General features: G+C 41.5%; 16 protein-coding genes. 12 read left to right on the top strand and 4 right to left on the bottom strand.

Translation table 11 applies throughout. The features are described from left to right. Positions 1-44: 44 nt before the first annotated feature. Both AXW61_RS15015 and nagZ read right to left on the bottom strand, forming a co-directional pair. Complete coding sequence (locus AXW61_RS15015; protein ID WP_062034962.1) at positions 45-920, bottom strand: class I SAM-dependent methyltransferase; 876 nt, start codon at positions 918-920, stop codon at positions 45-47. A gap of 158 nt (positions 921-1,078) precedes the next feature. Continuing rightward, positions 1,079-2,095 (bottom strand): beta-N-acetylhexosaminidase, encoded by a 1,017-nt coding sequence (gene nagZ / locus AXW61_RS15010; protein WP_062034960.1) that lies wholly within the window; start codon positions 2,093-2,095, stop codon positions 1,079-1,081. A 241-nt stretch (positions 2,096-2,336) separates the two neighbouring features. Between nagZ and AXW61_RS15005 the strand changes: the two genes are divergently transcribed. The 11 genes from AXW61_RS15005 to AXW61_RS14955 all read left to right on the top strand — a co-directional run bounded on the left by AXW61_RS15005 (position 2,337) and on the right by AXW61_RS14955 (position 17,869). Further along, positions 2,337-4,532 (top strand): carboxy terminal-processing peptidase, encoded by a 2,196-nt coding sequence (locus AXW61_RS15005; protein ID WP_062034958.1) that lies wholly within the window; start codon positions 2,337-2,339, stop codon positions 4,530-4,532. Between the two features lie 265 nt (positions 4,533-4,797). After that, the gene (locus AXW61_RS15000) at positions 4,798-6,876 is read left to right on the top strand and encodes an EAL domain-containing protein (RefSeq protein WP_010325907.1); all 2,079 of its coding nucleotides are present in this window, start codon (positions 4,798-4,800) and stop codon (positions 6,874-6,876) included. Between the two features lie 234 nt (positions 6,877-7,110). Continuing rightward, positions 7,111-7,617, top strand: coding sequence for a hypothetical protein (locus AXW61_RS14995; RefSeq protein WP_062034956.1), 507 nt, complete (start codon positions 7,111-7,113; stop codon positions 7,615-7,617). Positions 7,618-7,997: 380 nt separating this feature from the next. After that, a complete protein-coding gene (locus AXW61_RS14990; RefSeq protein WP_062034954.1) occupies positions 7,998-9,587 on the top strand; it encodes a peptide chain release factor 3 in 1,590 nt (529 codons plus the stop codon). A gap of 91 nt (positions 9,588-9,678) precedes the next feature. After that, a complete protein-coding gene (locus AXW61_RS14985) occupies positions 9,679-10,497 on the top strand; it encodes a hypothetical protein (RefSeq protein ID WP_058952348.1) in 819 nt (272 codons plus the stop codon). 47 nt (positions 10,498-10,544) lie between these two features. After that, positions 10,545-11,495 carry an RsiV family protein gene (locus AXW61_RS14980; RefSeq protein WP_062034952.1) on the top strand — a complete coding sequence of 317 codons (951 nt, stop codon included), beginning with the start codon at positions 10,545-10,547 and terminating at the stop codon, positions 11,493-11,495. Between the two features lie 12 nt (positions 11,496-11,507). Beyond that, positions 11,508-12,323, top strand: coding sequence for a TatD family hydrolase (locus tag AXW61_RS14975; RefSeq protein ID WP_171254093.1), 816 nt, complete (start codon positions 11,508-11,510; stop codon positions 12,321-12,323). Between the two features lie 127 nt (positions 12,324-12,450). Then, a complete protein-coding gene (gene acnA / locus AXW61_RS14970) occupies positions 12,451-15,204 on the top strand; it encodes an aconitate hydratase AcnA (RefSeq protein ID WP_062034948.1) in 2,754 nt (917 codons plus the stop codon). Between the two features lie 114 nt (positions 15,205-15,318). Next, a complete protein-coding gene (locus tag AXW61_RS14965; RefSeq protein ID WP_005400793.1) occupies positions 15,319-16,086 on the top strand; it encodes a ThiF family adenylyltransferase in 768 nt (255 codons plus the stop codon). A gap of 99 nt (positions 16,087-16,185) precedes the next feature. Then, positions 16,186-17,295: a DUF695 domain-containing protein gene (locus AXW61_RS14960; RefSeq protein ID WP_062034946.1), complete on the top strand. Its 1,110-nt coding sequence runs from the start codon at positions 16,186-16,188 to the stop codon at positions 17,293-17,295. Positions 17,296-17,359: 64 nt separating this feature from the next. Then, on the top strand, positions 17,360-17,869 hold the full coding sequence (locus AXW61_RS14955) for a hypothetical protein (protein WP_062034944.1): 510 nt from the start codon (positions 17,360-17,362) through the stop codon (positions 17,867-17,869). A 62-nt stretch (positions 17,870-17,931) separates the two neighbouring features. Here the strand turns inward: AXW61_RS14955 and dusA are convergent, their stop codons facing one another. Then, complete coding sequence (gene dusA, locus AXW61_RS14950; protein WP_062034943.1) at positions 17,932-18,954, bottom strand: tRNA dihydrouridine(20/20a) synthase DusA; 1,023 nt, start codon at positions 18,952-18,954, stop codon at positions 17,932-17,934. 131 nt (positions 18,955-19,085) lie between these two features. Here dusA and AXW61_RS14945 point away from each other — a divergent pair, with 131 nt between their 5' ends. Further along, complete coding sequence (locus AXW61_RS14945; protein WP_010115612.1) at positions 19,086-20,222, top strand: tyrosine-type recombinase/integrase; 1,137 nt, start codon at positions 19,086-19,088, stop codon at positions 20,220-20,222. On the opposite strand, the gene AXW61_RS14940 is transcribed toward AXW61_RS14945, so the two are convergent. Beyond that, positions 20,188-20,484, bottom strand: a complete 297-nt coding sequence (locus AXW61_RS14940; protein ID WP_029574588.1) for a pyocin activator PrtN family protein — start codon at positions 20,482-20,484, stop codon at positions 20,188-20,190. The genes AXW61_RS14945 and AXW61_RS14940 overlap by 35 nt on opposite strands. Positions 20,485-20,621 lie beyond the last annotated feature (137 nt).

The raw sequence follows: 20,621 nt of genomic DNA, 5'->3' as shown, positions 1-20,621 counted from the left end.
TAAAAAAACAGCGTGTCATCGCTGTTTTTTTATGGGGACTAAGTTTATTGCTCGGGTTGATTGGGCTTTTGCCATTGGCTATGTATTAACCAGACCAAGTCGCCTAAGTGATCCTGCTGATCTAAGTTTGAAGTGTCAGACTGAGTGCTATTGAAAGCTAAAGTGGGTTGGTGAACGGTAACAGTGTGGAAGCCTACTTGTTTGAAAAACTGAGCCGCTTCAGGCGGACTGACAAAGTGAAAGCCAAAGGCGCTACGAGACATCCATTTTAAAAGCTTGCTACTGCTCCAGATAAAATTAGCCAGCTTATTTTTCACAGGTTCAGGGTAGAGGTCAGTCAGATAATATAACTGATCAAACTGCTGTCCGTATTGGACAATGCCTTGTAACAGTTGAGCGAGCATGTTTTTGCTAAAGTAGTTGATCAGACCTTCACTCACCACCACCAAAGGGCGGTTTGGGTCAAACACCTCAAAGGCACGGGCAAAATCTGCGCTAAATAAGTCGGCGGAGAGAACCGTTGGACTGGTCTGATCGATCTGTTCTAAGGCCTGAGTTTTCATTTGTGCCATGTCTGGTAAGTCGAGTTCACGATAGTCAATCTCAGGATACTGTTGGCGAAAGCTCCAGCCACGTGGCGACAAGCCACTGGCAATTTCTAAAACTTGTAAGTTTGGGTATTGTTGGATCAGCGCGCTGAGGTGGTCATCAATCATTTGATGACGCTGTTTTAAGGTGGTGCGCATACTGCCACCGACATGTTTCTCAGCCCAGCTTTCGAGTGGATGCACCAGTTTGGCCAGTAACTTCCCTTTGCGGGTGGCAAATACAGGATGTGAGATGCCCATGCTATACCAAATATAGCCTGTATAGTGTGCAGTAAAAGAGATGTGGCGATGAGCCGATAAAGCATCTGTCATGGTATCCGTACCTGATATTTTGTTGTTTTAGCGTTGTTGTTTGGGCAATGCAGAGCAAGCCTGTTGATTTATTTTGAGTTTATCATAATGAAAAAAGGACATCTTGTGATGTCCCTTTGTCCGAAATGTCGCGGTTGAAATGGTCAAAGATGAAGTACTTAACTTAATCTAAATAGTTCCACTTGGTCGCGTACTTTGGCCCAATCTTCACCTAAATGCAGCGTCGATTGGACGTTGACGTTTGGAATCTGACCACGCATGCGTTCTAAGCGAGTTTGGTTTGGCAGAGCCAGTTGGTTAATCCCCTCCAAAGCCACGCATGCAGCTGCTCGGTCATTACACACCAGTCCCATGTCACAGCCTGCATGGAGTGCGGCTTGAATGCGTGCATCTGCACCGCCTGCAACACATGCAGCTTGCATGCTTAAATCATCTGAGAATAAAACACCATCAAAGCCCAGTTGCTGACGTAGAATGGTTTGAATCCAATACGGTGAAAAACCTGCTGGGTTTGGATCGACTTGGTTATAAATCACATGCGCAGGCATGAGTGCATCCAACTGTGGCATCAGTTTGATAAAAGTCTGCATATCTTTGGCATAAATTTCATCATACGTGCGTGAGTCGATGGCTGCTGCGACATGCGAGTCTGCTTTGACTGAACCATGGCCTGGAAAATGTTTGCCTGTCGATGCCATGCCTGCAGCCTTCATCCCTTTTAGGAACGCACTGGCCAGCGGTACGATGTCTTGAATATTTTTGGCAAAGCCACGGTCACCAATCACATCACTGATGTCATTTAAATCGAGTACAGGGGCAAAGCTAAAGTCGATACCGACGGCAAGCACTTCTGTCGCCATCAACCAGCCAGATTGTTCTGCCAAGCTTAAAGCTTTTTCAGGTTCGCTTAAGAATAGCTCGCCAAACTTACCCATTGCTGGAAGTAGGCTAAAGCCCTGTTTTAAGCGTTGCACACGTCCACCTTCTTGATCGACAGCAATCAAAATATCAGGACGAATTCGGCGCATATGGTCGGTGAGAGCGCGAACTTGTGCAGGAGATTCAATATTTCGTCCAAATAAAATCATGCCACCGACTTGCGGTGCTTGTAATAGTGCAATATCTTCTTGAGTAAGTTCTGTGCCTGCGATGTCGAGCATCAATGCGCCAATCATATTGGGTGTCCGTATTTGATTTTTTGGTCAGTGACTGTTTTGGCTCTGAAATGAGAGCGAAACAGGTCGTCGAAAACAATACCCGAATTTTGCAATGATTTGCTACATTTTGTCAGCACAGATTATGATAAAACTACACGACATAAACAGATTAAGTTGTTTAAGATTTTGAATATTCTCAATTCATGTCGAAAAATGACATTGTAATTTTGGTCAAAAACCAAGGAACTAAGAATTATTTATGAAACTTCAAACCATTGCTTGTGCGGTTGCAATTGCAACGGGTGGATTCTTTTTCACTCATGCCATTAATGAAGCCATTGCAGCGACTGAAACTACCGCTGTAACCAAACAAGCTATTGTTCCGTCGCAGGAGCAGGCTTTGGTGTCTCGTCAACTGGCGACCTTGGTTGACCGTCAACATTATCTCAATCAACGTTTAGATGCGAAAACATCGGCGCGTATTCTCGATTTCTATCTGGACAGTTTAGATCCAGACCATTCGCTGTTTCTTGCCTCTGAAGTAGAGAGTTATAAGCGTAAATATGGCTCAAACTTAGGTGCGGCTTTAAAAGCAGGTGACTTAAGTGGACCGTATGCGATTCATGCACAGTATCGAGATCGTTTGACCCAGTTTTATACCTATATGCTGGATGAGCTGAAAAAGCCGCAGAATTTAAAACAAGCCAACGTTTATATCGAAACGGATCGTGAAAAGGCACCGTATTTTGCCAATGAAGCGGCGCAACGTCAGCATTGGAACAAAATGTTGGTTTCGCAGCTGATTAATTTGACCATCAGCAAAGAAGAAGAGCTGGCGAAGCAAAAAGCGCTTAAAGCCAACCCAGAGTTGGCCAATGGACAAGATCTCACTAGCTCGGAAGATTTAACCCCAGTACAAACCTTAACCAAGCGTTATATGCGCCAGTTAGAACGTATTTCACGGGTGAAAAGCGATGATGTGTTAGACAAAACACTCAATGCAATGACGCTTACCTATGATCCGCACAGTAACTATTTCCCACCTGTCGATGCAATGGAGTTGAACCGCCAGACGACTTTGCAGCTTGAAGGGATTGGGGTGTCGATTCGACCTGAACGGGGTAATGAAGACTACACCAAAATCGAAACCATTGTGGAAGGAGGTCCTGCGAGCAAGTCTGGACAGGTGAAGTCGGGTGACCGCATCATTGGTGTGGCACAAGATGGCGAAAAAATGGTGGATGTCATCGGTTGGCCGAGCAATGAAATTGTGGGCTTGATCCGTGGTAAACGTGGTACCAAAGTCACCATACGTTTACTCGGCTCGGGTGCGTCGATGAGCCAAGCGCGTAATGTGACCATTACTCGTGACGTCATTCAAGAAGAAGATGCAGGAGTACGTTCACGTACCGTGAATGTAACGCGTGATGGGCAACAGTACACCTTTGGTGTGATTGAAATTCCGTCTTTTTATTTGAACTATCGTGCACGTCGTGCGGGCACAGAATATCGTTCTGTATCTGAAGATACTAACAATGCACTCAAAACTTTAGCGGCCAAGAATGTCTCAGGGATTATTATCGACTTACGTAACAACCCAGGGGGCTCACTTGAAGAAGTGGCGCGTATGCTTGGACAGGTGATTAAGTCAGGTCCAGTGGTGCAAATTCGAGATGGTAACGGCAATGTCAGCGTTTTCGAAGACGATGACAATGGTGCGCAAACCTATGCAGGGCCATTGGCAGTGATGGTGAATTTAGCATCTGCGTCTGCAAGCGAAATTTATTCTGCTGCGATTCAAGACTATGAACGTGGCATTGTGATTGGTAGTACCACTACAGGTAAAGGAACGGCACAAGTTCAGCTCGATAACTTGGCGCATGGTCAAGCGACACTAACGCAACGTAAGTTTTACCGTGTAACGGGCGGCAGTACGCAAAACAAAGGCGTAATTCCAGACGTGAAATTGGTAGATATTTATAATGAAGAATTTGGTGAGCGTAAAGCGAAAAATGCGCTTGAGTGGGACACCATTCCAACTGCACCGTTTAAACGAGAAGGCAGCATTGCACCGTATGTAAAACGTTTAGGTGAGCTGTCGCAAGCACGCGTTAAAGTCGACCCGCAGTTTAACTATCTTGAACAGCGTAAAGAAATCTCGAAAAAGACCGAAGATCAAAAACGTGTGGTTTTAGATATTGATCAACGTAAAGCTGAATTGTTGGCACTGGAAAAACAGACTTTAGACTCGGAAAACAAGCGCCGTCAGATTGCAGGACAAAAGCCTTATGCAAACTGGGAAAGCTATCAAGCTTCTATGGAAGCTTTGGTTGAAGCACGCGCTAAAATGAAAGCGAATCAACGTCCTGCATTGCCTGAAGAGGAAGCATTTGTGACTGAATCTGCAAATGTCTTATTAGATTATGCCAAGTTGCAAAAAGGCACTGCAAAATAGTTTAATCTCTGACGCAATGTATTAAAAAGCCAGTTTCGACTGGCTTTTTATTTAAATTGTGATTCAAAACACAAATGCGGGTTTGGCGGGTTACCAAACCGATCTTCAAGGTAAAATAAATCTATAAATTCTAATAAGATTTCTATGTTTTTTTCTTGACCTGAACCTGTTTGTATAAGATTCTTAATCGGGTAGCAATGCTTTTCGCCTTTGATAAAAAGGATATATAAATGAAGAAAAAGAGAAATTAATACGGACATTTTATATGATGCATGTGCATTACGATTTTAGTTTGGTATTAGGTTCAATTGTTGTGGCATTGTTGGCGTGTTTTTTTGCAGTGTCGACCGAACGCTTATTATTTCGTACTTGGCGTAAAAAATTTCAAACAGTGCTCATTTTACTCAGTAGTTTTTTCTTAGGCTGTGCCATTTGGGCCATGCATTTTGTGGGTATGTTGGCTTGTGATTTGCCGACGCATAGTTATTTTGACCCTGCACTCACAATTCTTTCTTTTTTTATTGCTTTTATTGCATCTGTTTTTTCAATTTGGTTGACCACGCGTCAGACCTTACCTTTTTTAAGATTGGTTTTGGGGTCGGTATTGATGGGGCTTGGTATTTCGGGCATGCATTATACTGGCATGATGGGGCTGATTATTGAGGGCTATCAGAGTGTTTACGATCCTTTATTAACAGTTTTTTCTATTTTACTTGCCATTAGTGGCTCGGGTTTAACCTTTTGGCTGATCTTTAAATATAAAAGTGCAGTCAGTAAGAAACTGTTGTACCAATGGTATGTTGCAGGGATGATGGCCTTGACCATCGTGAGTATGCATTATACCGGTATGCTAGCAGTCTCGTTCTATCCAACCCATAGTGACAAGCTGGTGATGCCCCTTGAAGCAGGTCAAAGCATTGTTTTATTTGTTGTTATCTTTATTACCTGTTTGATTTTGGTGGCGGCATTTGTTGTTGCGGTGTTGGAGCAGCGTTTAGAAGAGCGCAATATTCAACTTTCTCTGGCCAATAAAGAGTTGGCAAATCAGGCGGTACAGGATAATTTAACCAAGCTGCCCAATCGATTGTATTTGGCGGAATATGCCCATTTTTTGTTTACAGATCAACGCTTCCGCAATGAAAGCATTGCCTTTTTATATATCGACTTAGACCGTTTTAAAGCCGTAAATGATGTCTTTGGGCATCATGTTGGGGATCAATTATTGGTTCAACTAACCACTCGGATTCATCGCCACTTAAGTAAAAATGAAAAAATTCTCAGAATTGGTGGGGACGAGTTTCTGATGGTGCTGGAACAGGCGACGCCTGAGCAAGCGTGCCAAATGGCGGAGCACGTGCTGGAGTTGATTCAAGATAGCTTTTTGATTGCGGGTAAAGAAATTAATGTGTCTGCGAGTATTGGTATTGCGATGTATCCTGAACATGGTAGTAATTTGCAGGATTTACTGATTAATGCCGATGCAGCGATGCTGACCTCAAAATATCAGGGAAGAAATACCTATTCTATTTTTAACTACAGTTTTGACCAACAAGAAGCGAAAAGCCAAACTAAGCTAATCAATGACTTATATAAAGCCGTAGAAGAACAACAGTTTGTTTTGTATTACCAGCCTAAATTTACCATCCAAGATCAACGGATTTGTGGAGTCGAGGCGTTGATTCGCTGGAAGCATCCGACTTTAGGCTTGCTGACCCCCAATATGTTTATTAAAGGCGCAGAGAAAACGGGGCTGATCATCCAAATGGGGTATTGGGCTTTGGAGCAAGCATGTAAACAACTGCAAATCTGGGAACGAGAGAAAATTGAACTGTATCCAATTGCTGTGAATTTATCGGCGGTGCAGTTTGAGCATAAGCATTTATTTAATAATCTTGAGCATCTTTTTGATAAATACAAGGTCAACCCAAATCATCTAATCATTGAAATCACTGAAAGTACGGCCATGCACCATATCGAAGGCAGCATTCGTACCTTACAGCGGTTACGTGAAATGGGGATTCGTTTGGCGATTGATGACTTTGGGACAGGACATTCCAGCTTTTTATATTTAAAAAATCTTCCAGTTGATGAGTTAAAGATTGATCGAGGTTTTATTCATGAACTGACCGTTGGTTCAAAAGATGAAATGATCTTAGAAAGTATTGTTCATCTGGCGATTCGTTTGGGTTTAGTCGTGACAGCAGAAGGTGTAGAAAGTCCTCTGCAAATGGAAATTTTATCACGGTTAGGCTGTCAGCAATTACAAGGCTATTTGTTGGGTATGCCTATGGATGTTAAGCGCTTGGAAGAGTTTGAGTACACATCGTCAACTTATTTCAATTAAGCGATATCTACAATTTGTACCGATGGCTGGTCGCTTTTATGGTGATGTATTTCAGTTGAGAGTCTAATAAAAAATAAGCAGTGTTCGCAAAAATCTCTATCTAGTGATATCGGCTTTTTATGTATTCTTTAGAACCTATTGGTTTTAGTGTCCTGCTGTCCCGTATACCAAATTGTTCAATAAAATCAATTCAATCAGCCCAAAATATTGGGAGCAATTTGGAATTAAATAATTATGGTTAGAGTAGTGACTAAGATTGGTGATGTTTTTTCTGTAGAATTGGATAATGAGGGAAAAAAATATTTCCAGCTTATTGCTTTTGATTTAACACAATTAAATAGTGATGTGATCAGAGCATTTAAAAAAGTGTACCCGATCCATGCAACTCCTACGTTATTGGATATCGTTAATGATGATGTCGATTTTTATGCGCATTGCGTCACTAAGTTTGGCATAAAAATGAATCTTTGGGAGAAAGTTGGAAACATATCTGATGTGGGTGGAACTTCTACAATATTATTCAGAGACACAGATGATTATGGTGTTATGGTAGGGGAAGAACCAATAAAAATTTCTCACAATTGGTTTGTATGGCACATTAATGACGATGAATTTACTTATGTTGGAAATCTAGAGGGAGAAAACCGTAAAGCAGAAATAGGTGTGGTTATGCCCCCTTTGGCTATAGTAGAACGTATAAAAACAGGGAAATATAGTTTCGTATATCCAGAGTTTGAGTGAAATTTATAAAATGACCTCAGATTAGGCTTAAACAAGATAAAATAATGCCTGATGTATGGGTAACGGAAGTTTTGCTTCGAGTTGTCATTGGGTACAGCGTGATTAAGTGTAAGTTCAGATCGGATCAAACAATGTTTCTGTACATCTAAGTTATAGCTGATAGGACTATAGCGTTTCTATTCTTACCCGCTACCAGAGCTAAAAAGCATTCAAATGGACGACGAATGCGATGTACTAAGCTGATGGGTTAAGGGAAAATTATCAAAAAATCTCATTCATAAATCTGCTACAATTGCGCCAATTTTAAGTTATCACTTTACGGGTTGGATACACATCCATAAGTTGTGTACAACACCGTGTACCTATTGAAGATTTCTCTTATGTTTAAAGATCAATTGGCGAAAGAAGTCGCGGCTCGTAGGACTTTTGCGATTATTTCCCACCCCGATGCTGGTAAAACCACCATGACAGAAAAATTGCTGTTGTGGGGACAAGCTATTCAGATTGCTGGTATGGTGAAAAGCCGTAAATCGGACCGTGCAGCCACTTCGGACTGGATGGAAATGGAAAAAGAACGTGGTATTTCGATCACCACCTCTGTGATGCAGTTTCCATTTAAAGACAAGATGATCAACCTACTCGATACGCCGGGACACGAAGACTTCTCTGAAGATACGTATCGTACCTTAACGGCGGTCGATTCAGCTTTGATGGTAATCGATGGTGCAAAAGGTGTCGAAGATCGTACTGTGAAACTTATGGAAGTGTGTCGTATGCGTGACACACCAATCATTTCATTTGTGAACAAAATGGACCGTGAAATCCGTGAGCCTTTAGAGCTGTTGGATGAAATTGAAAACGTTCTCAAAATCAAATGTGTGCCGATCACTTGGCCGCTTGGTACAGGTCGTGACTTCGCTGGGGTCTTTAACCTGATCGAAGAGAAGTTTTATGTGTATAAAGCAGGTTTTGGTTCAACCATTACCGAAATCGAAGTCCGTGATGGTTATGACTATCCAGACTTACGTGAAAAAGTCGGTGAGTTGGCTTGGGCGGCATTTGAAGAGTCTCTAGAGTTGGTGCAAATGGCCAATGAGCCTTTAGACCACACAGAGTTCCTTGCGGGTCGTCAAACGCCTGTATTGTTTGGTACAGCATTAGGTAACTTTGGTGTAGACCATGTGTTAGATGCATTTAGCAACTATGCGCCTGAACCTAAAGCGCACCCAACAGAAAATCGTTTGGTTGAAGCAACTGAAGAGGGTTTTACTGGCTTTGTCTTTAAAATTCAAGCCAATATGGACCCGAAACACCGTGACCGTATTGCCTTTATGCGTATTTGTTCAGGCAAATATGAAAAAGGTTTGAAAATGAAGCATGTGCGTCTGGATAAAGATGTGCGTATTAGTGATGCTTTGACTTTCTTAGCTGGTGATCGTCAGCACTTAGAAGAAGCATGGCCGGGCGACATTATTGGTTTACATAACCACGGTACGATTCAAATTGGCGATACTTTTACATCAGGTGAAAAATTACAATTTACGGGTATTCCGCACTTCGCTCCTGAAATGTTCCGCCGTGTACGTTTGAAAGATCCATTGAAGTCGAAGCAGTTACAAAAAGGCTTAAAAGAACTTTCAGAAGAAGGTGCAACACAGGTCTTCATGCCGCAAAATAGCAATGACTTGATTGTCGGTGCGGTAGGTGTGCTTCAGTTTGAAGTGGTGGCATACCGTTTGAAAGAAGAATACAAAGTCGACTGCGTCTACGAGCCTGTAAGCATTAACACTGTGCGCTGGGTGTCATGTGATGATGACAAAAAATTCAATGAATTTAAGAAAAAAGCACATGATCAATTATCGGTAGATGGTGGTGGTCACTTGACCTACTTGGCACCGAGTCGTGTGAACTTACAACTGATGCAAGAGCGCTATCCAGACATCGTGTTCCGCAATACCCGCGAACACTAATCGGGATGTTAAAAAATAAAACAGCTTCTTCGTGAAGCTGTTTTATTATGCAAGATACTTTAATTTTAATCATGAATTTCATGGAAGATGCATGCTGCAGAAACAGGCTATTTATACAATATTGGTGAGTTTGACTGTCTTATTGACAGCATGTGACTCCTCTAAACAATCTGAAATAGATGCAGATGCCAAAAGCTCGGTATTAAAAACAGAGCAGGCTGAAGTTTTACCATATTTAAATATTCAGCAACAAACGGCTGATATTGCACAGCCATTTTGTGAAACCAAGAATTGTATTGAATTAGAACTGCAAAGTTTAACAACGGCAGATCCGTGGTTAAACCAATGGATTGCCAAAAGTCAGGCCCGAGTGATTCAAGATCAAATTGGCTTAAAACAAGACATGAGCTTACAGCAAGCTATTAATGCCTATGTGAAAAAGTCGGATACATGGCAAGCCGAATTCAAGGGTAACAAGGCTTATAGCTTGGCGATGTATACGCGTATACCGTATCAGCGCAATCAGTTTGTGCTCATGCAAATTGGGGTTGATACCAATCAAGAGAATGTAAATGTTAAGGAACGTTATTATTTCTTTGTTGCAGATCGTAAAAATCAAAAAGCGGTGGCATTATTAGATTTAATTCACCCGAAACAGCAACTGGCGATGAATGTGTTGGTGCAAAAAGCGTATCAAGACTGGTTGAAGAAACAAGAACCTGAAGTGAGAAAATCTGCACCAGTGAAGTTGTACTGGGGGCAAGCAGATTGGTTTTTTGACCAAGAGGGCATTGGTTTACATTATCGGACTCATGAGATTGTAAAAGATGGGACCCAGCTTGATATTTATTTGACGAAAGCACAAACTCAACAGGTATTAAAAGCCGATGTCTATACCCAGTTGTTTTAGTGCATTGGCCAAAGCAAGAGCTGGCTTCACAAGGTAATAGGTTATTTATGTTAAAAAGCAAAACAATATTTACAATCAGCGTACTTGCAGCTGCAATCAGTTTGACAGCCTGCCAACCAAAAGATAAAGAGCCTCAAACTCCTGCAACGCAAACCACAGCGGCTTCAGAGATAGAAACAGCCTTAAAGCTGGTCGGTGACACCGAAAAATTACAATTCGAATTACCTGAATGTGATGGCAATGCTTGCCCAGAATTAAACATTGATCGTTTGCAAAGTAATCAAGCATTTATTGATGATTTTATTGATCAACAAATTGTCAAAGATCTCTCGCAGATTATTGATATTTCGCCGATGCATAGCAGTTCTGATAGCACGGCATCAAGTGCGGTGGCGGCAAGTTCTGAGCCTGCGGTAGTAGGCCAAGTCCTCACGCCTAAACTGAAACTAGAGAAACAAGTTCAACCTTATTTGGCCGCTTTTCTGGGTTTAGATCAAGAGTTGAAAGCTTTAAGTTCGAACCATCAAATTAGTTTGATGATTAAACCGAAAATTCTAAATGCCAAAGATCCTTTGGCCACGGTGGTGTTGAACACCAGCAGCTACTTAGGCGGTGCACATGGTTCATCATCACAGCATTATTATAGTTTTGATTTAAAACAGCAGAAGCTAGTGAGCTTGGATGATCTATTGTTGCCGAATCAGAAGGCGGCGTTAAATAGAGTAGCGCATGAAGCCTTTCGTACTTGGGTCGTCGACTCTAAGTTAGCGACCAATGTCGATGAATATGAGCAAGCGTGGAAGTTTAGCTTGAGTAACAATTATTACTTGGGTACTGAAGGTCTGATTTTGCAATATGGCGAGTATGAAATTGGCCCTTATGTGGTGGGTTTACCACGCTTAACTATAGGTTATGATCAACTCCAGGAAATTTTAAAGCCTGAGTATTTACCCAAAGCCAAACAGAGCGCACAGGCTGCTTCAGAAGCCAAGAGTTAATCAAGCATGAGCTTGCCTCTGTTCGACACCCATACTCATTTTGATGTTGCCGATTTTGATACTGATCGGCAGCATTTGGCCGAGCAAGCAAAATGTGTTGGGGTAGAGGCCCTGGTCCTTATTGGTTTTCTTGAATCGCGATTTGATGCGTTGATTCAGACCCATCAGCAATTAAAAAGCTGGAAGAATGTTCCGTGCTCTTATCTTGCCCCAGGTTTACATCCGTTTTATATCGAACAGCATCAGACTGAACACTTACAACGTTTAGAGCAGGTCCTGCAGCAGCAGGACTGCGTAGCTGTGGGTGAAATTGGTTTAGATACTTTTTTAAAAGAACATAAACAGCCTGCACTTTTCGCCAAGCAGCAATCTTATTTTTCTGAACAACTGGAACTTGCCAAGCAATATCAAAAACCTGTGTTATTGCATATTCGCAAAGCACATGCAGAAAGCATTGCCCTTTTAAAAGCCCAAAAATTTAAATTCGGTGGTATCGCTCATGCCTTTAGTGGCGGGGTGGAAGAAGCCAAGGCCTTGGTCAAACTCGGTTTTAAAATTGGGGTGACAGGGCAAATCACTAATCCAAACGCCAAAAAATTGCATCAAGTGGTGCAAGCACTTGGTAGTGAACATTTGGTGATTGAAACGGACTGTCCTGATATGACGCCGTTGTGTTGTCAAACATCGACTGAGCACCGTACCCGCAATACGCCAGTGAATTTACCTTATGTTTTGGAGAGTCTCGCACAGACACTGGATCAGTCTGAGCGCTCGCTAGCAGCTCAACTCTGGCAAAACTCATTGGCTGCATTGCATTTAAAATTTTAGAAGAATAAGACAATAATCTCGATAAAAATAAGATAACCAAAAGGGAACACATTCTTTTCTAAACAGGCTTACATTAAAGAAAGAACATCATAATAAATAAATTCGCCAATACTGGGAGGGCAACCGAATGGCCAGATATAGCAAAATCAATAGTTTCAATGCAATACAAACACTCACGGTAGGTGAAAAATCCTATCAAATTTTTAACCTCCCTCAAGCCGCCCAAACATTGGGTAATATTGATCAATTACCCAAGTCTTTAAAGGTCTTACTCGAAAATTTACTCCGTTTTGAAGATCAAAAAAGTGTAAAAGTAGAGCATATTCAAGCCCTAGTCGATTGGCAAAAAAACAGAAGCTCTGATCAAGAAATTCAATATCGGCCTGCACGTGTGTTGATGCAGGATTTCACAGGGGTTCCTGCCGTGGTTGACTTGGCTGCAATGCGTGCGGCAATGGCACAAGCGGGTGGTGATCTGAATTTAATTAATCCTTTGTCCCCTGTCGATTTGGTGATTGATCATTCCGTGATGGTTGATCATTTTGCGGATAAAGATGCCTTTACTGAAAATGTCGAAATTGAAATGCAACGCAATGGTGAGCGTTATCAATTCCTACGCTGGGGACAATCGGCCTTTAATAACTTTAGCGTTGTCCCGCCCGGTACAGGAATTTGCCACCAAGTCAATTTAGAGTATCTGGCTCAAGCTGTATGGCTAGGGGAGGATGAGGGACAAATTTTTGCGTTCCCTGATACCTTGGTGGGAACAGATTCGCATACCACCATGATCAATGGCTTAGGCGTGCTTGGTTGGGGTGTTGGCGGGATTGAAGCTGAAGCGGCGATGCTCGGGCAGCCTGTATCCATGTTGATTCCTGAAGTCATTGGTTTCAAACTCACGGGAAAACTCAATGAAGGTATTACCGCAACGGATTTGGTTTTAACCATCACACAAATGCTACGCCAAAAAGGTGTGGTTGGTAAATTTGTCGAATTTTATGGTGATGGTTTGGCTGACTTGCCTTTGGCTGACCGCGCGACTATTGCCAATATGGCCCCTGAATATGGTGCAACCTGTGGTTTCTTCCCGATTGATGATGTGACCTTGGCCTATTTAGCGTTGACAGGTCGTGAGCAACAACGGATTGATTTGGTTGAAGCGTATAGTAAAGCGCAGGGCTTATGGCGAAATGCAGGTGATGAACCCGTTTTTACAGATACTTTGAGCTTGGACATGAGCACCGTGCAGGCCAGTTTGGCAGGCCCTAAACGTCCGCAAGATCGTGTCTTGCTAGCAGATGTACCTAAAACTTTTCATGATTTGATGGAACTAAATCTCAAGCTAGCCAAAGAAGCCAAAGAGCGTTTAGAAAATGAAGGCGGTGGCACAGCTGTTGAAGCTAAAAAAGCCAATCTACCGTATGAGGAGCCATCTTGTACCATTGATGGAAAATCTTATCCCTTGAACCATGGTGATGTGGTCATTTCGGCCATCACCTCATGCACCAATACGTCCAATCCCAGCGTGATGTTAGCCGCGGGACTCCTTGCCAAAAAAGCCATTGAAAAAGGCCTACAGCGTAAACCGTGGGTGAAAAGTTCGCTTGCGCCTGGTTCTAAAGTGGTGACCGACTATTTGGCTGCGGCTGGTTTAACACCGTATTTGGATGAATTGGGTTATAACTTGGTCGGTTATGGCTGTACTACGTGTATTGGGAACTCTGGACCACTGCCTGAACCGATTGAAGAAGCCATACAGTGCCATGATCTCAATGTCGCTTCAGTGCTTTCAGGCAACCGTAACTTTGAAGGGCGTGTGCATCCTCTGGTGAAAACCAACTGGTTGGCTTCGCCCCCCTTGGTGGTTGCTTATGGTTTGGCGGGCAATATCCGTACAGACCTGACCACGCAACCGATCGGCCTCGGGAAAGATGGGCAAGCAGTCTACTTGAAAGATATTTGGCCGAGTCAGGCTGAAATTGATCATGCGCTACAGAGTGTAAATACTGCGATGTTCCATAAAGAATACGCCGCAGTATTTGATGGCGATGTAGCATGGCAGGCGATTCAGATTCCTCAAAGTCAGACCTATGCTTGGCAAGAGAATTCAACCTATATTCGCCACCCGCCATTTTTTGAAGAGATAGGTCAGCCACCGAAACCGATTACCAATATTGAACAGGCACGTATTTTGGCTGTGCTTGGAGACTCGGTCACCACCGATCATATTTCCCCGGCAGGTAATATCAAGAAAGACAGCCCCGCAGGACGCTATTTGCAAGAACAGGGGGTTGAACCCAAAGACTTCAACTCTTACGGGTCTCGACGTGGGAACCATGAAGTGATGATGCGAGGCACTTTTGCCAATATCCGCATTAAGAATGAAATGCTCGGTGGTGAAGAAGGTGGAAACACGATCTATATTCCAACAGGAGAAACCTTGCCGATTTATGATGCTTCTATGCTTTATCAGCAGCAACATACGCCGTTAATCATTATTGCTGGGAAAGAGTATGGTACAGGCTCATCACGCGACTGGGCTGCCAAAGGTACGAACTTATTGGGGGTTAAAGCGGTGATTGCTGAAAGTTTTGAACGAATTCACCGTTCGAATTTGGTTGGTATGGGAGTATTGCCATTGCAATTTATTGATGGACAAACGCGCCAATCCTTAAATTTGACAGGTCGTGAAGTGCTTTCGATTCATGGACTGTCGGATGATATTCAGCCGCATCAAACCTTGGGAATTCAAGTGTTTCGAGAAGATGGTAGCCAAGACCAATTTACAGTGTTGTGCCGTATTGATACCTTGAATGAGGTGGAATACTTTAAAGCTGGCGGCATTTTGCATTATGTACTGCGTAATTTAATTGCAGCCTAATCTCAATGGAATAAAGCCCTGTCAGTAGCAGGGCTTTATTGTTTGTAGCAATACATTCAATCCAAGGTCGTATTCAGGTAAAATGAACACGATTTTACCGATATAGATGTACGCATGACTGATCTGCAACATGATGAATATGACCGCCGTTTTGCTGGGGTAGCCAAAATTTATGGAGACGAGGCCTTTTCATATTATGAAAAAAGTCATGTGATGGTGATCGGAATTGGTGGTGTAGGTTCGTGGGCAGTCGAGGCTTTAGCGCGTACAGGCGTTGGCGAATTAACACTGGTTGATATGGACTCAATTGCGGCTTCGAATGTTAACCGTCAACTGCCAGCCATGAGCTCGACCTTGGGCCATGAAAAAATTGAAGTGATGGCTGAGCGTTGTCGATCCATCAATCCACGAATCAAAATCAATTTGATCGATGACTATTTGACCCCAGAAAACGTCAAAGAAATTTTAGAACATCGACCAGACTTAATTTTAGATTGTATTGATGACGTCAAAGCTAAATTAGCACTGATGTTGCACTGTCGTTTTAATAAAATTCCATTGATTGTTTCAGGGGGAGCGGGTGGTAAGCTCGACCCATTGAAAATCCGAGTGGCTGATTTGTCTAAAACCGAACAAGATCCAATGTTGGCAAAGCTTCGAACCCAGTTGCGTGGCATGGGGATTTGTAAAAAACCAAAAGAAAAGTTCGGCATTAGCTGTGTGTATTCGATTGATAATCCATTTTCCAGTGCAGATGTGTGTCCAAGTGCAGGCCTACGCTGTGGTGGCTATGGTTCTGCGGTGGTGGTGACTTCAAGCTTTGCGATGGTGGCAGTGGCGGAAGTGCTGAAAAAATTAGATGGAATGAAAGCGAAACAATAAGACTGTTTTAGGTTTAATTGGACTGTATACATCGATATATTGATACAGTCCATAGACCACAAAAAATATTGAAATCAATAGAAAAAAGAGAAAAGAAAAATGAGCTTTTTAAAAAAATTATGGGGTTCTCAAAAACAAAAAACGCCTGCAAATGAAAATGCATATACTGCATTTTGGCAATGGTTTCAGCAGCATCAACAGCATTTTCACCACATTGTGGATCAAGGCAGTAAAACTGAAATCGAGCGCGATTTCTTTGATCGATTGACGCCTGAACTGGAAAAAGTCCATAGCGGCATCTTTTTTCTGACGGGCATGTTAACTCCACAAACAGCTGAATTAATTCTTACCCCCGATGGCATCATTCCAAATATTGTCTTTGTGGAAGAGCTGATTGCGACTGCACCTGAGATTGCAGGGTGGAAGTTTACTGCGCTTAAACCTGAAAGCGATATTCATCAAGTCGGGATTAATATGCATGGTTATGAGTTTAGTCAGGAGACTTTATCTTTTTATTTTAACCAGCAAGCTGAATACCCCGATGAGATAGATCTGGTTGTAGTACATGATGAATATAATGCAGCTGAAAACGATGCATTTTTACAGGCTGTGTATATTTTTCTCGACAACTATCTGGGCGAGTACGATGCGGTCACTAAATTGGACAATGTTTCTGTGCAGTCTAAGCAAGGTGCTGAAAAAGAATTGTTACCGATTAACTTGCTCAAAAACATTTTAATTTTAAAAAGTAGTGAAATTTCAAGATTAGACAAAATTACCCGTTCAAATACGGATGCCGATGAATTTGTTAGCTTGGAAGGTGAAACTAATGAAGGTCTACCGTTGCTGGAGACTTTAAATCGTACACTTTTAACATGGGATCAAAAAGCCTCACATCCGTGGATGATGCTGATAGAAATCTCCTATGATGGTCAGCATTCAAATGGTATGCCTGCGTCTACAGATTATGAACTACTGAATTTGATAGAAGATGTATTATTACAAGAGTTGAAAGATGTGGATGGCTATTTAAATATTGGTCGTGAAACGGGTAATCACTTAAGAACCATATATTTTGCCTGTAAAGAGTTTAGAAAACCATCCAAAGTCGTTGATCAAGTGATTGAAAAATATAAAGACAACTTTGAAATAGAGGTCAGTTTGTTTAAAGACAAATACTGGCGTGCTCTGAGTAAATTTACCGGTTAAGCTCTTATATAAAAGAAGAGTTCGCCTGAAGCACTTTTAAAATATAAAGGGATAACGCAACTCCATGACTCATCTTTCAGGGCATTCCAAACTTGATTTTAAAAGAGTGGCTTTAGGGATCATTTTGAGTTGCGGGGTTGCATATGCTATTTATTCAACCGTTCGTCATTTTTATGTTTTAAATCAGATCAATGAAGCCAAAGAAAGGATGAGTGATATACAGTCATTATTGGTTTGGTCAATGCATCAGCATCATGATGATGTAACGCAGGCTTGTCATTTTAAAAATATACAACAGATTGCGCAATCCGTAGAATTTCAAAATATGAATCGTATTTTAAAATTACAGGATCAAATTCGTCAGCAAAGTCAATTTGTTGAACAGATCAAAGTAAATGCCACACCTGATTTACATGGTTGTGTAACTACGGCTTATTTTAGAAAAGAGCCAATTGTTAGTGAGTATCTTTCAGGAAAATATATTTCCTATTATTATGATTTTAAAACTGAAAAAATAAAATGTGTCACCAATATACAAAAGCGTGCTTTAGCGAAAGCGTGCACTCGGCTATAACGGTGAAATATAAAAAAGCGAAGCAGATGCTTCGCTTTTTTATGTTAGATCAACGTTCTAAATTACTGGGCTAGAGTGTGTTCTTTTAAATAATCTTCGGTGCGTTGCATTGCATCTTTAATGTTAAGAATTGCATTTTCAACATCGGCAAAAGTCTTGGCATTACCACCACTTAAAGCCTGACGCCACTTGCGAGCGCCCGGAAGGTTTTGGAATAGCCCAAGAATATGGCGCGTGATAATCGACAAAGGCGCACCTTCTTGCATACGCTTTGCAATATAAGGCAGCATTTGGTCGATAATTTCAAAACGATCAGGTAGATCCAAATTCCATAATTGACCAATCTCAGCCAAAAGATAGGGATTATGATAGGCCTCACGACCAATCATCACACCATCAACATGTTTGAGATGTTCTTGTGTTTCAGCAAAGGTTTTGATCCCGCCATTAATTTCAATCAATAGATTTGGACGTTCTTGCTTTAAACGATAGACATCTTCATAACGTAGTGGGGGAATGTCACGGTTTTCTTTCGGAGAAAGCCCCTGAAGCAAGGCAATACGTGCGTGTACGATAAAATTATCGCAGCCCGTTTTCGCGACTGTATCGACAAAATGTAGCATTTCTTCATAAGAATGCATGTCATCAATCCCGATACGGTGCTTTACCGTGACTGGAATCTCCACGGCATTTTGCATTTCAGCAATACATTCAGCGACAAGGTCAGGTTCTGCCATGAGACAGGCCCCGATTTTATTATTTTGTACACGGTCGCTTGGACAGCCGACATTTAAATTGACTTCATCATAACCCCAGTCTTGTGCCATTTTGGTACAAGTGGCTAAGTCTTTAGGATTTGAGCCACCGAGTTGTAGCACAATCGGGTGTTCTTCATTGTTATAGTCGAGATGACGATTTGCACCGCCAAACAGAATCGCGCCAGTGGTCACCATTTCGGTATAAAGGATGACATTCGGGTTAAATAAGCGGGCAAAGAAACGATAATCTTTGGTCGTCCAATCCATCATCGGTGCAACACTGATTCGAGGATTCTGTGTGTTGCTTGGTTTTGATAAAATACTCATTGAAAATCAACCTATTGAATCAGTGTTGTGTTGAATTTATTTGCATCTATTTCATCTTTTTTTGCTCTTTTTAAAATTTGATTTACGCCATAAATACGCCATAATAAGTAAAAATATCATAAGGCGTAAAAATGGGTACAATCACGCAGCGTAAGTTAGTCAATGGATCAATACGCTATCGTGCTGAAATTCGAATCAATCGAAAAGATTTACCAATATATAAAGAAAGTAAAACATTTGGATCGAAGAAAGTTGCAGCAATTTGGTTAGCAAAAAGGGAAGCTGAAATAGAAGAAAATCCTGAAATTTTGTTTGGTCAAGAAGATGTAATAGATCTAACTCTTTCTAACGCTATTTCGAAATATTTGGCGGAAGTGGGAGCTGAGTATGGACGAACTAAAACATATTCACTCAAACTTATTCAGAAGTTTCCAATCGCGCGGCATGTTATCACAAAAATTAAATCGACTCATATTGCTGAACACGTGGCCCTACGCAAAAAGGGCATTGAAGATCTAGGACTTGACCCTGTTGCATCTAGTACACTCCAGCATGAGTTGTTACATATTAGAGGGGTGCTATCTCATGCAGCGGTGATGTGGGATATAGATATTGATCTAAATGCCTTTGACAAAGCGACAGCGCAATTACGAAAAACACGCCAAATTTCTTCAAGTCAGAAAAGAGATAGGCTCCCGACCAATGATGAGCTGATGGCACTTACAAAATATTTTGTACAAAAATGGCGTAATCCGAACTATAGCTATCCAATGCATTTAATTATCTGGTTTGCGATCTACTCATGTAGACGTGAAGCGGAAATCACTCGAATGAAATTAATAGATTTTGACAGGCATAACAACTCATGGAAAATACGTGATTTGAAAAACCCAACGGGCTCTAAAGGGAATCATAAGGAGTTTAATGTATTACCTCAGTGTAAAAAAATTATTGAGCTTTTATCGGAGCAGGAAGTTAGAGCTAGAATGTTGAAAAGAGGCTATGGCGATGAATATCTGATACCTCTTAGTCCAAAAACAATAGGTGGTGAATTTAGAAAAGCTTGTAAGTTGCTTGGAATAGATGATTTAAAATTCCATGATTTGAGACATGAAGGGTGTACCCGTTTAGCTGAGCAAGGTTTCACTATCCCCCAGATACAGCAAATTAGTTTGCACGATTCATGGGGGAGTTTGGAAAGGTATGTATCGGTTAAACGAAGAAAACAGACCCTTAATTTTGAGAATTCGTTAGAGCTGACTTCGTAAAAATTTCATACTCTTTAGCTTGTTCGTTGTAACGTTTGTCTAAAACAAAAGCTAAGTCAAAAATATCAACTAAGTATGGTGATTTTTGACTTTCATCTATCTTGTAGCAAATAAATGGAAATTCCTTTTTTCTCGCTTTTTCTAATATTTTTGCTTTACTTAGATGGGGGTAATACATGGCTGCCACTTGTTCAAGAGTGGGAGTCATGGTTTTAAATTGCATGAATAAATAGTCTGATAAATTCATTTTTACTGTACTCATTTGGGAACCTTTTAAAAGAATGTTAATTTTTCGAATTCTTAGTACATAGAGCTAAGGTCTAGGTAACTAAATCAACTGAAATAATTGTAAATAAGATGAAATGGGTAATAATTCTGAAATAAGGGGAACTTTTTTAA

This window comes from Acinetobacter sp. BMW17 (assembly GCF_001592855.1).
GTDB classification, from domain to species: domain Bacteria; phylum Pseudomonadota; class Gammaproteobacteria; order Pseudomonadales; family Moraxellaceae; genus Acinetobacter; species Acinetobacter johnsonii.
Note: the sequence above shows the minus strand (reverse complement) of the source record. Positions and strands in the feature narration are given on the sequence as shown.

Bases quoted from the DNA above. Each gene is read 5' to 3' on its own strand.
- AXW61_RS14995 (WP_062034956.1), top strand. From the start codon at position 7,111: ATGGTTAGAGTAGTGACTAAGATTGGTGATGTTTTTTCTGTAGAATTG.
- dusA (WP_062034943.1), bottom strand. From the start codon at position 18,954: ATGAGTATTTTATCAAAACCAAGCAACACACAGAATCCTCGAATCAGT.
- AXW61_RS14955 (WP_062034944.1), top strand. From the start codon at position 17,360: ATGACTCATCTTTCAGGGCATTCCAAACTTGATTTTAAAAGAGTGGCT.
- AXW61_RS14960 (WP_062034946.1), top strand. From the start codon at position 16,186: ATGAGCTTTTTAAAAAAATTATGGGGTTCTCAAAAACAAAAAACGCCT.
- AXW61_RS14965 (WP_005400793.1), top strand. From the start codon at position 15,319: ATGACTGATCTGCAACATGATGAATATGACCGCCGTTTTGCTGGGGTA.
- AXW61_RS15015 (WP_062034962.1), bottom strand. From the start codon at position 920: ATGACAGATGCTTTATCGGCTCATCGCCACATCTCTTTTACTGCACAC.
- AXW61_RS14940 (WP_029574588.1), bottom strand. From the start codon at position 20,484: ATGAGTACAGTAAAAATGAATTTATCAGACTATTTATTCATGCAATTT.
- AXW61_RS15005 (WP_062034958.1), top strand. From the start codon at position 2,337: ATGAAACTTCAAACCATTGCTTGTGCGGTTGCAATTGCAACGGGTGGA.
- AXW61_RS14985 (WP_058952348.1), top strand. From the start codon at position 9,679: ATGCTGCAGAAACAGGCTATTTATACAATATTGGTGAGTTTGACTGTC.
- AXW61_RS14990 (WP_062034954.1), top strand. From the start codon at position 7,998: ATGTTTAAAGATCAATTGGCGAAAGAAGTCGCGGCTCGTAGGACTTTT.
- acnA (WP_062034948.1), top strand. From the start codon at position 12,451: ATGGCCAGATATAGCAAAATCAATAGTTTCAATGCAATACAAACACTC.
- AXW61_RS15000 (WP_010325907.1), top strand. From the start codon at position 4,798: ATGATGCATGTGCATTACGATTTTAGTTTGGTATTAGGTTCAATTGTT.
- nagZ (WP_062034960.1), bottom strand. From the start codon at position 2,095: ATGATTGGCGCATTGATGCTCGACATCGCAGGCACAGAACTTACTCAA.
- AXW61_RS14945 (WP_010115612.1), top strand. From the start codon at position 19,086: ATGGGTACAATCACGCAGCGTAAGTTAGTCAATGGATCAATACGCTAT.
- AXW61_RS14980 (WP_062034952.1), top strand. From the start codon at position 10,545: ATGTTAAAAAGCAAAACAATATTTACAATCAGCGTACTTGCAGCTGCA.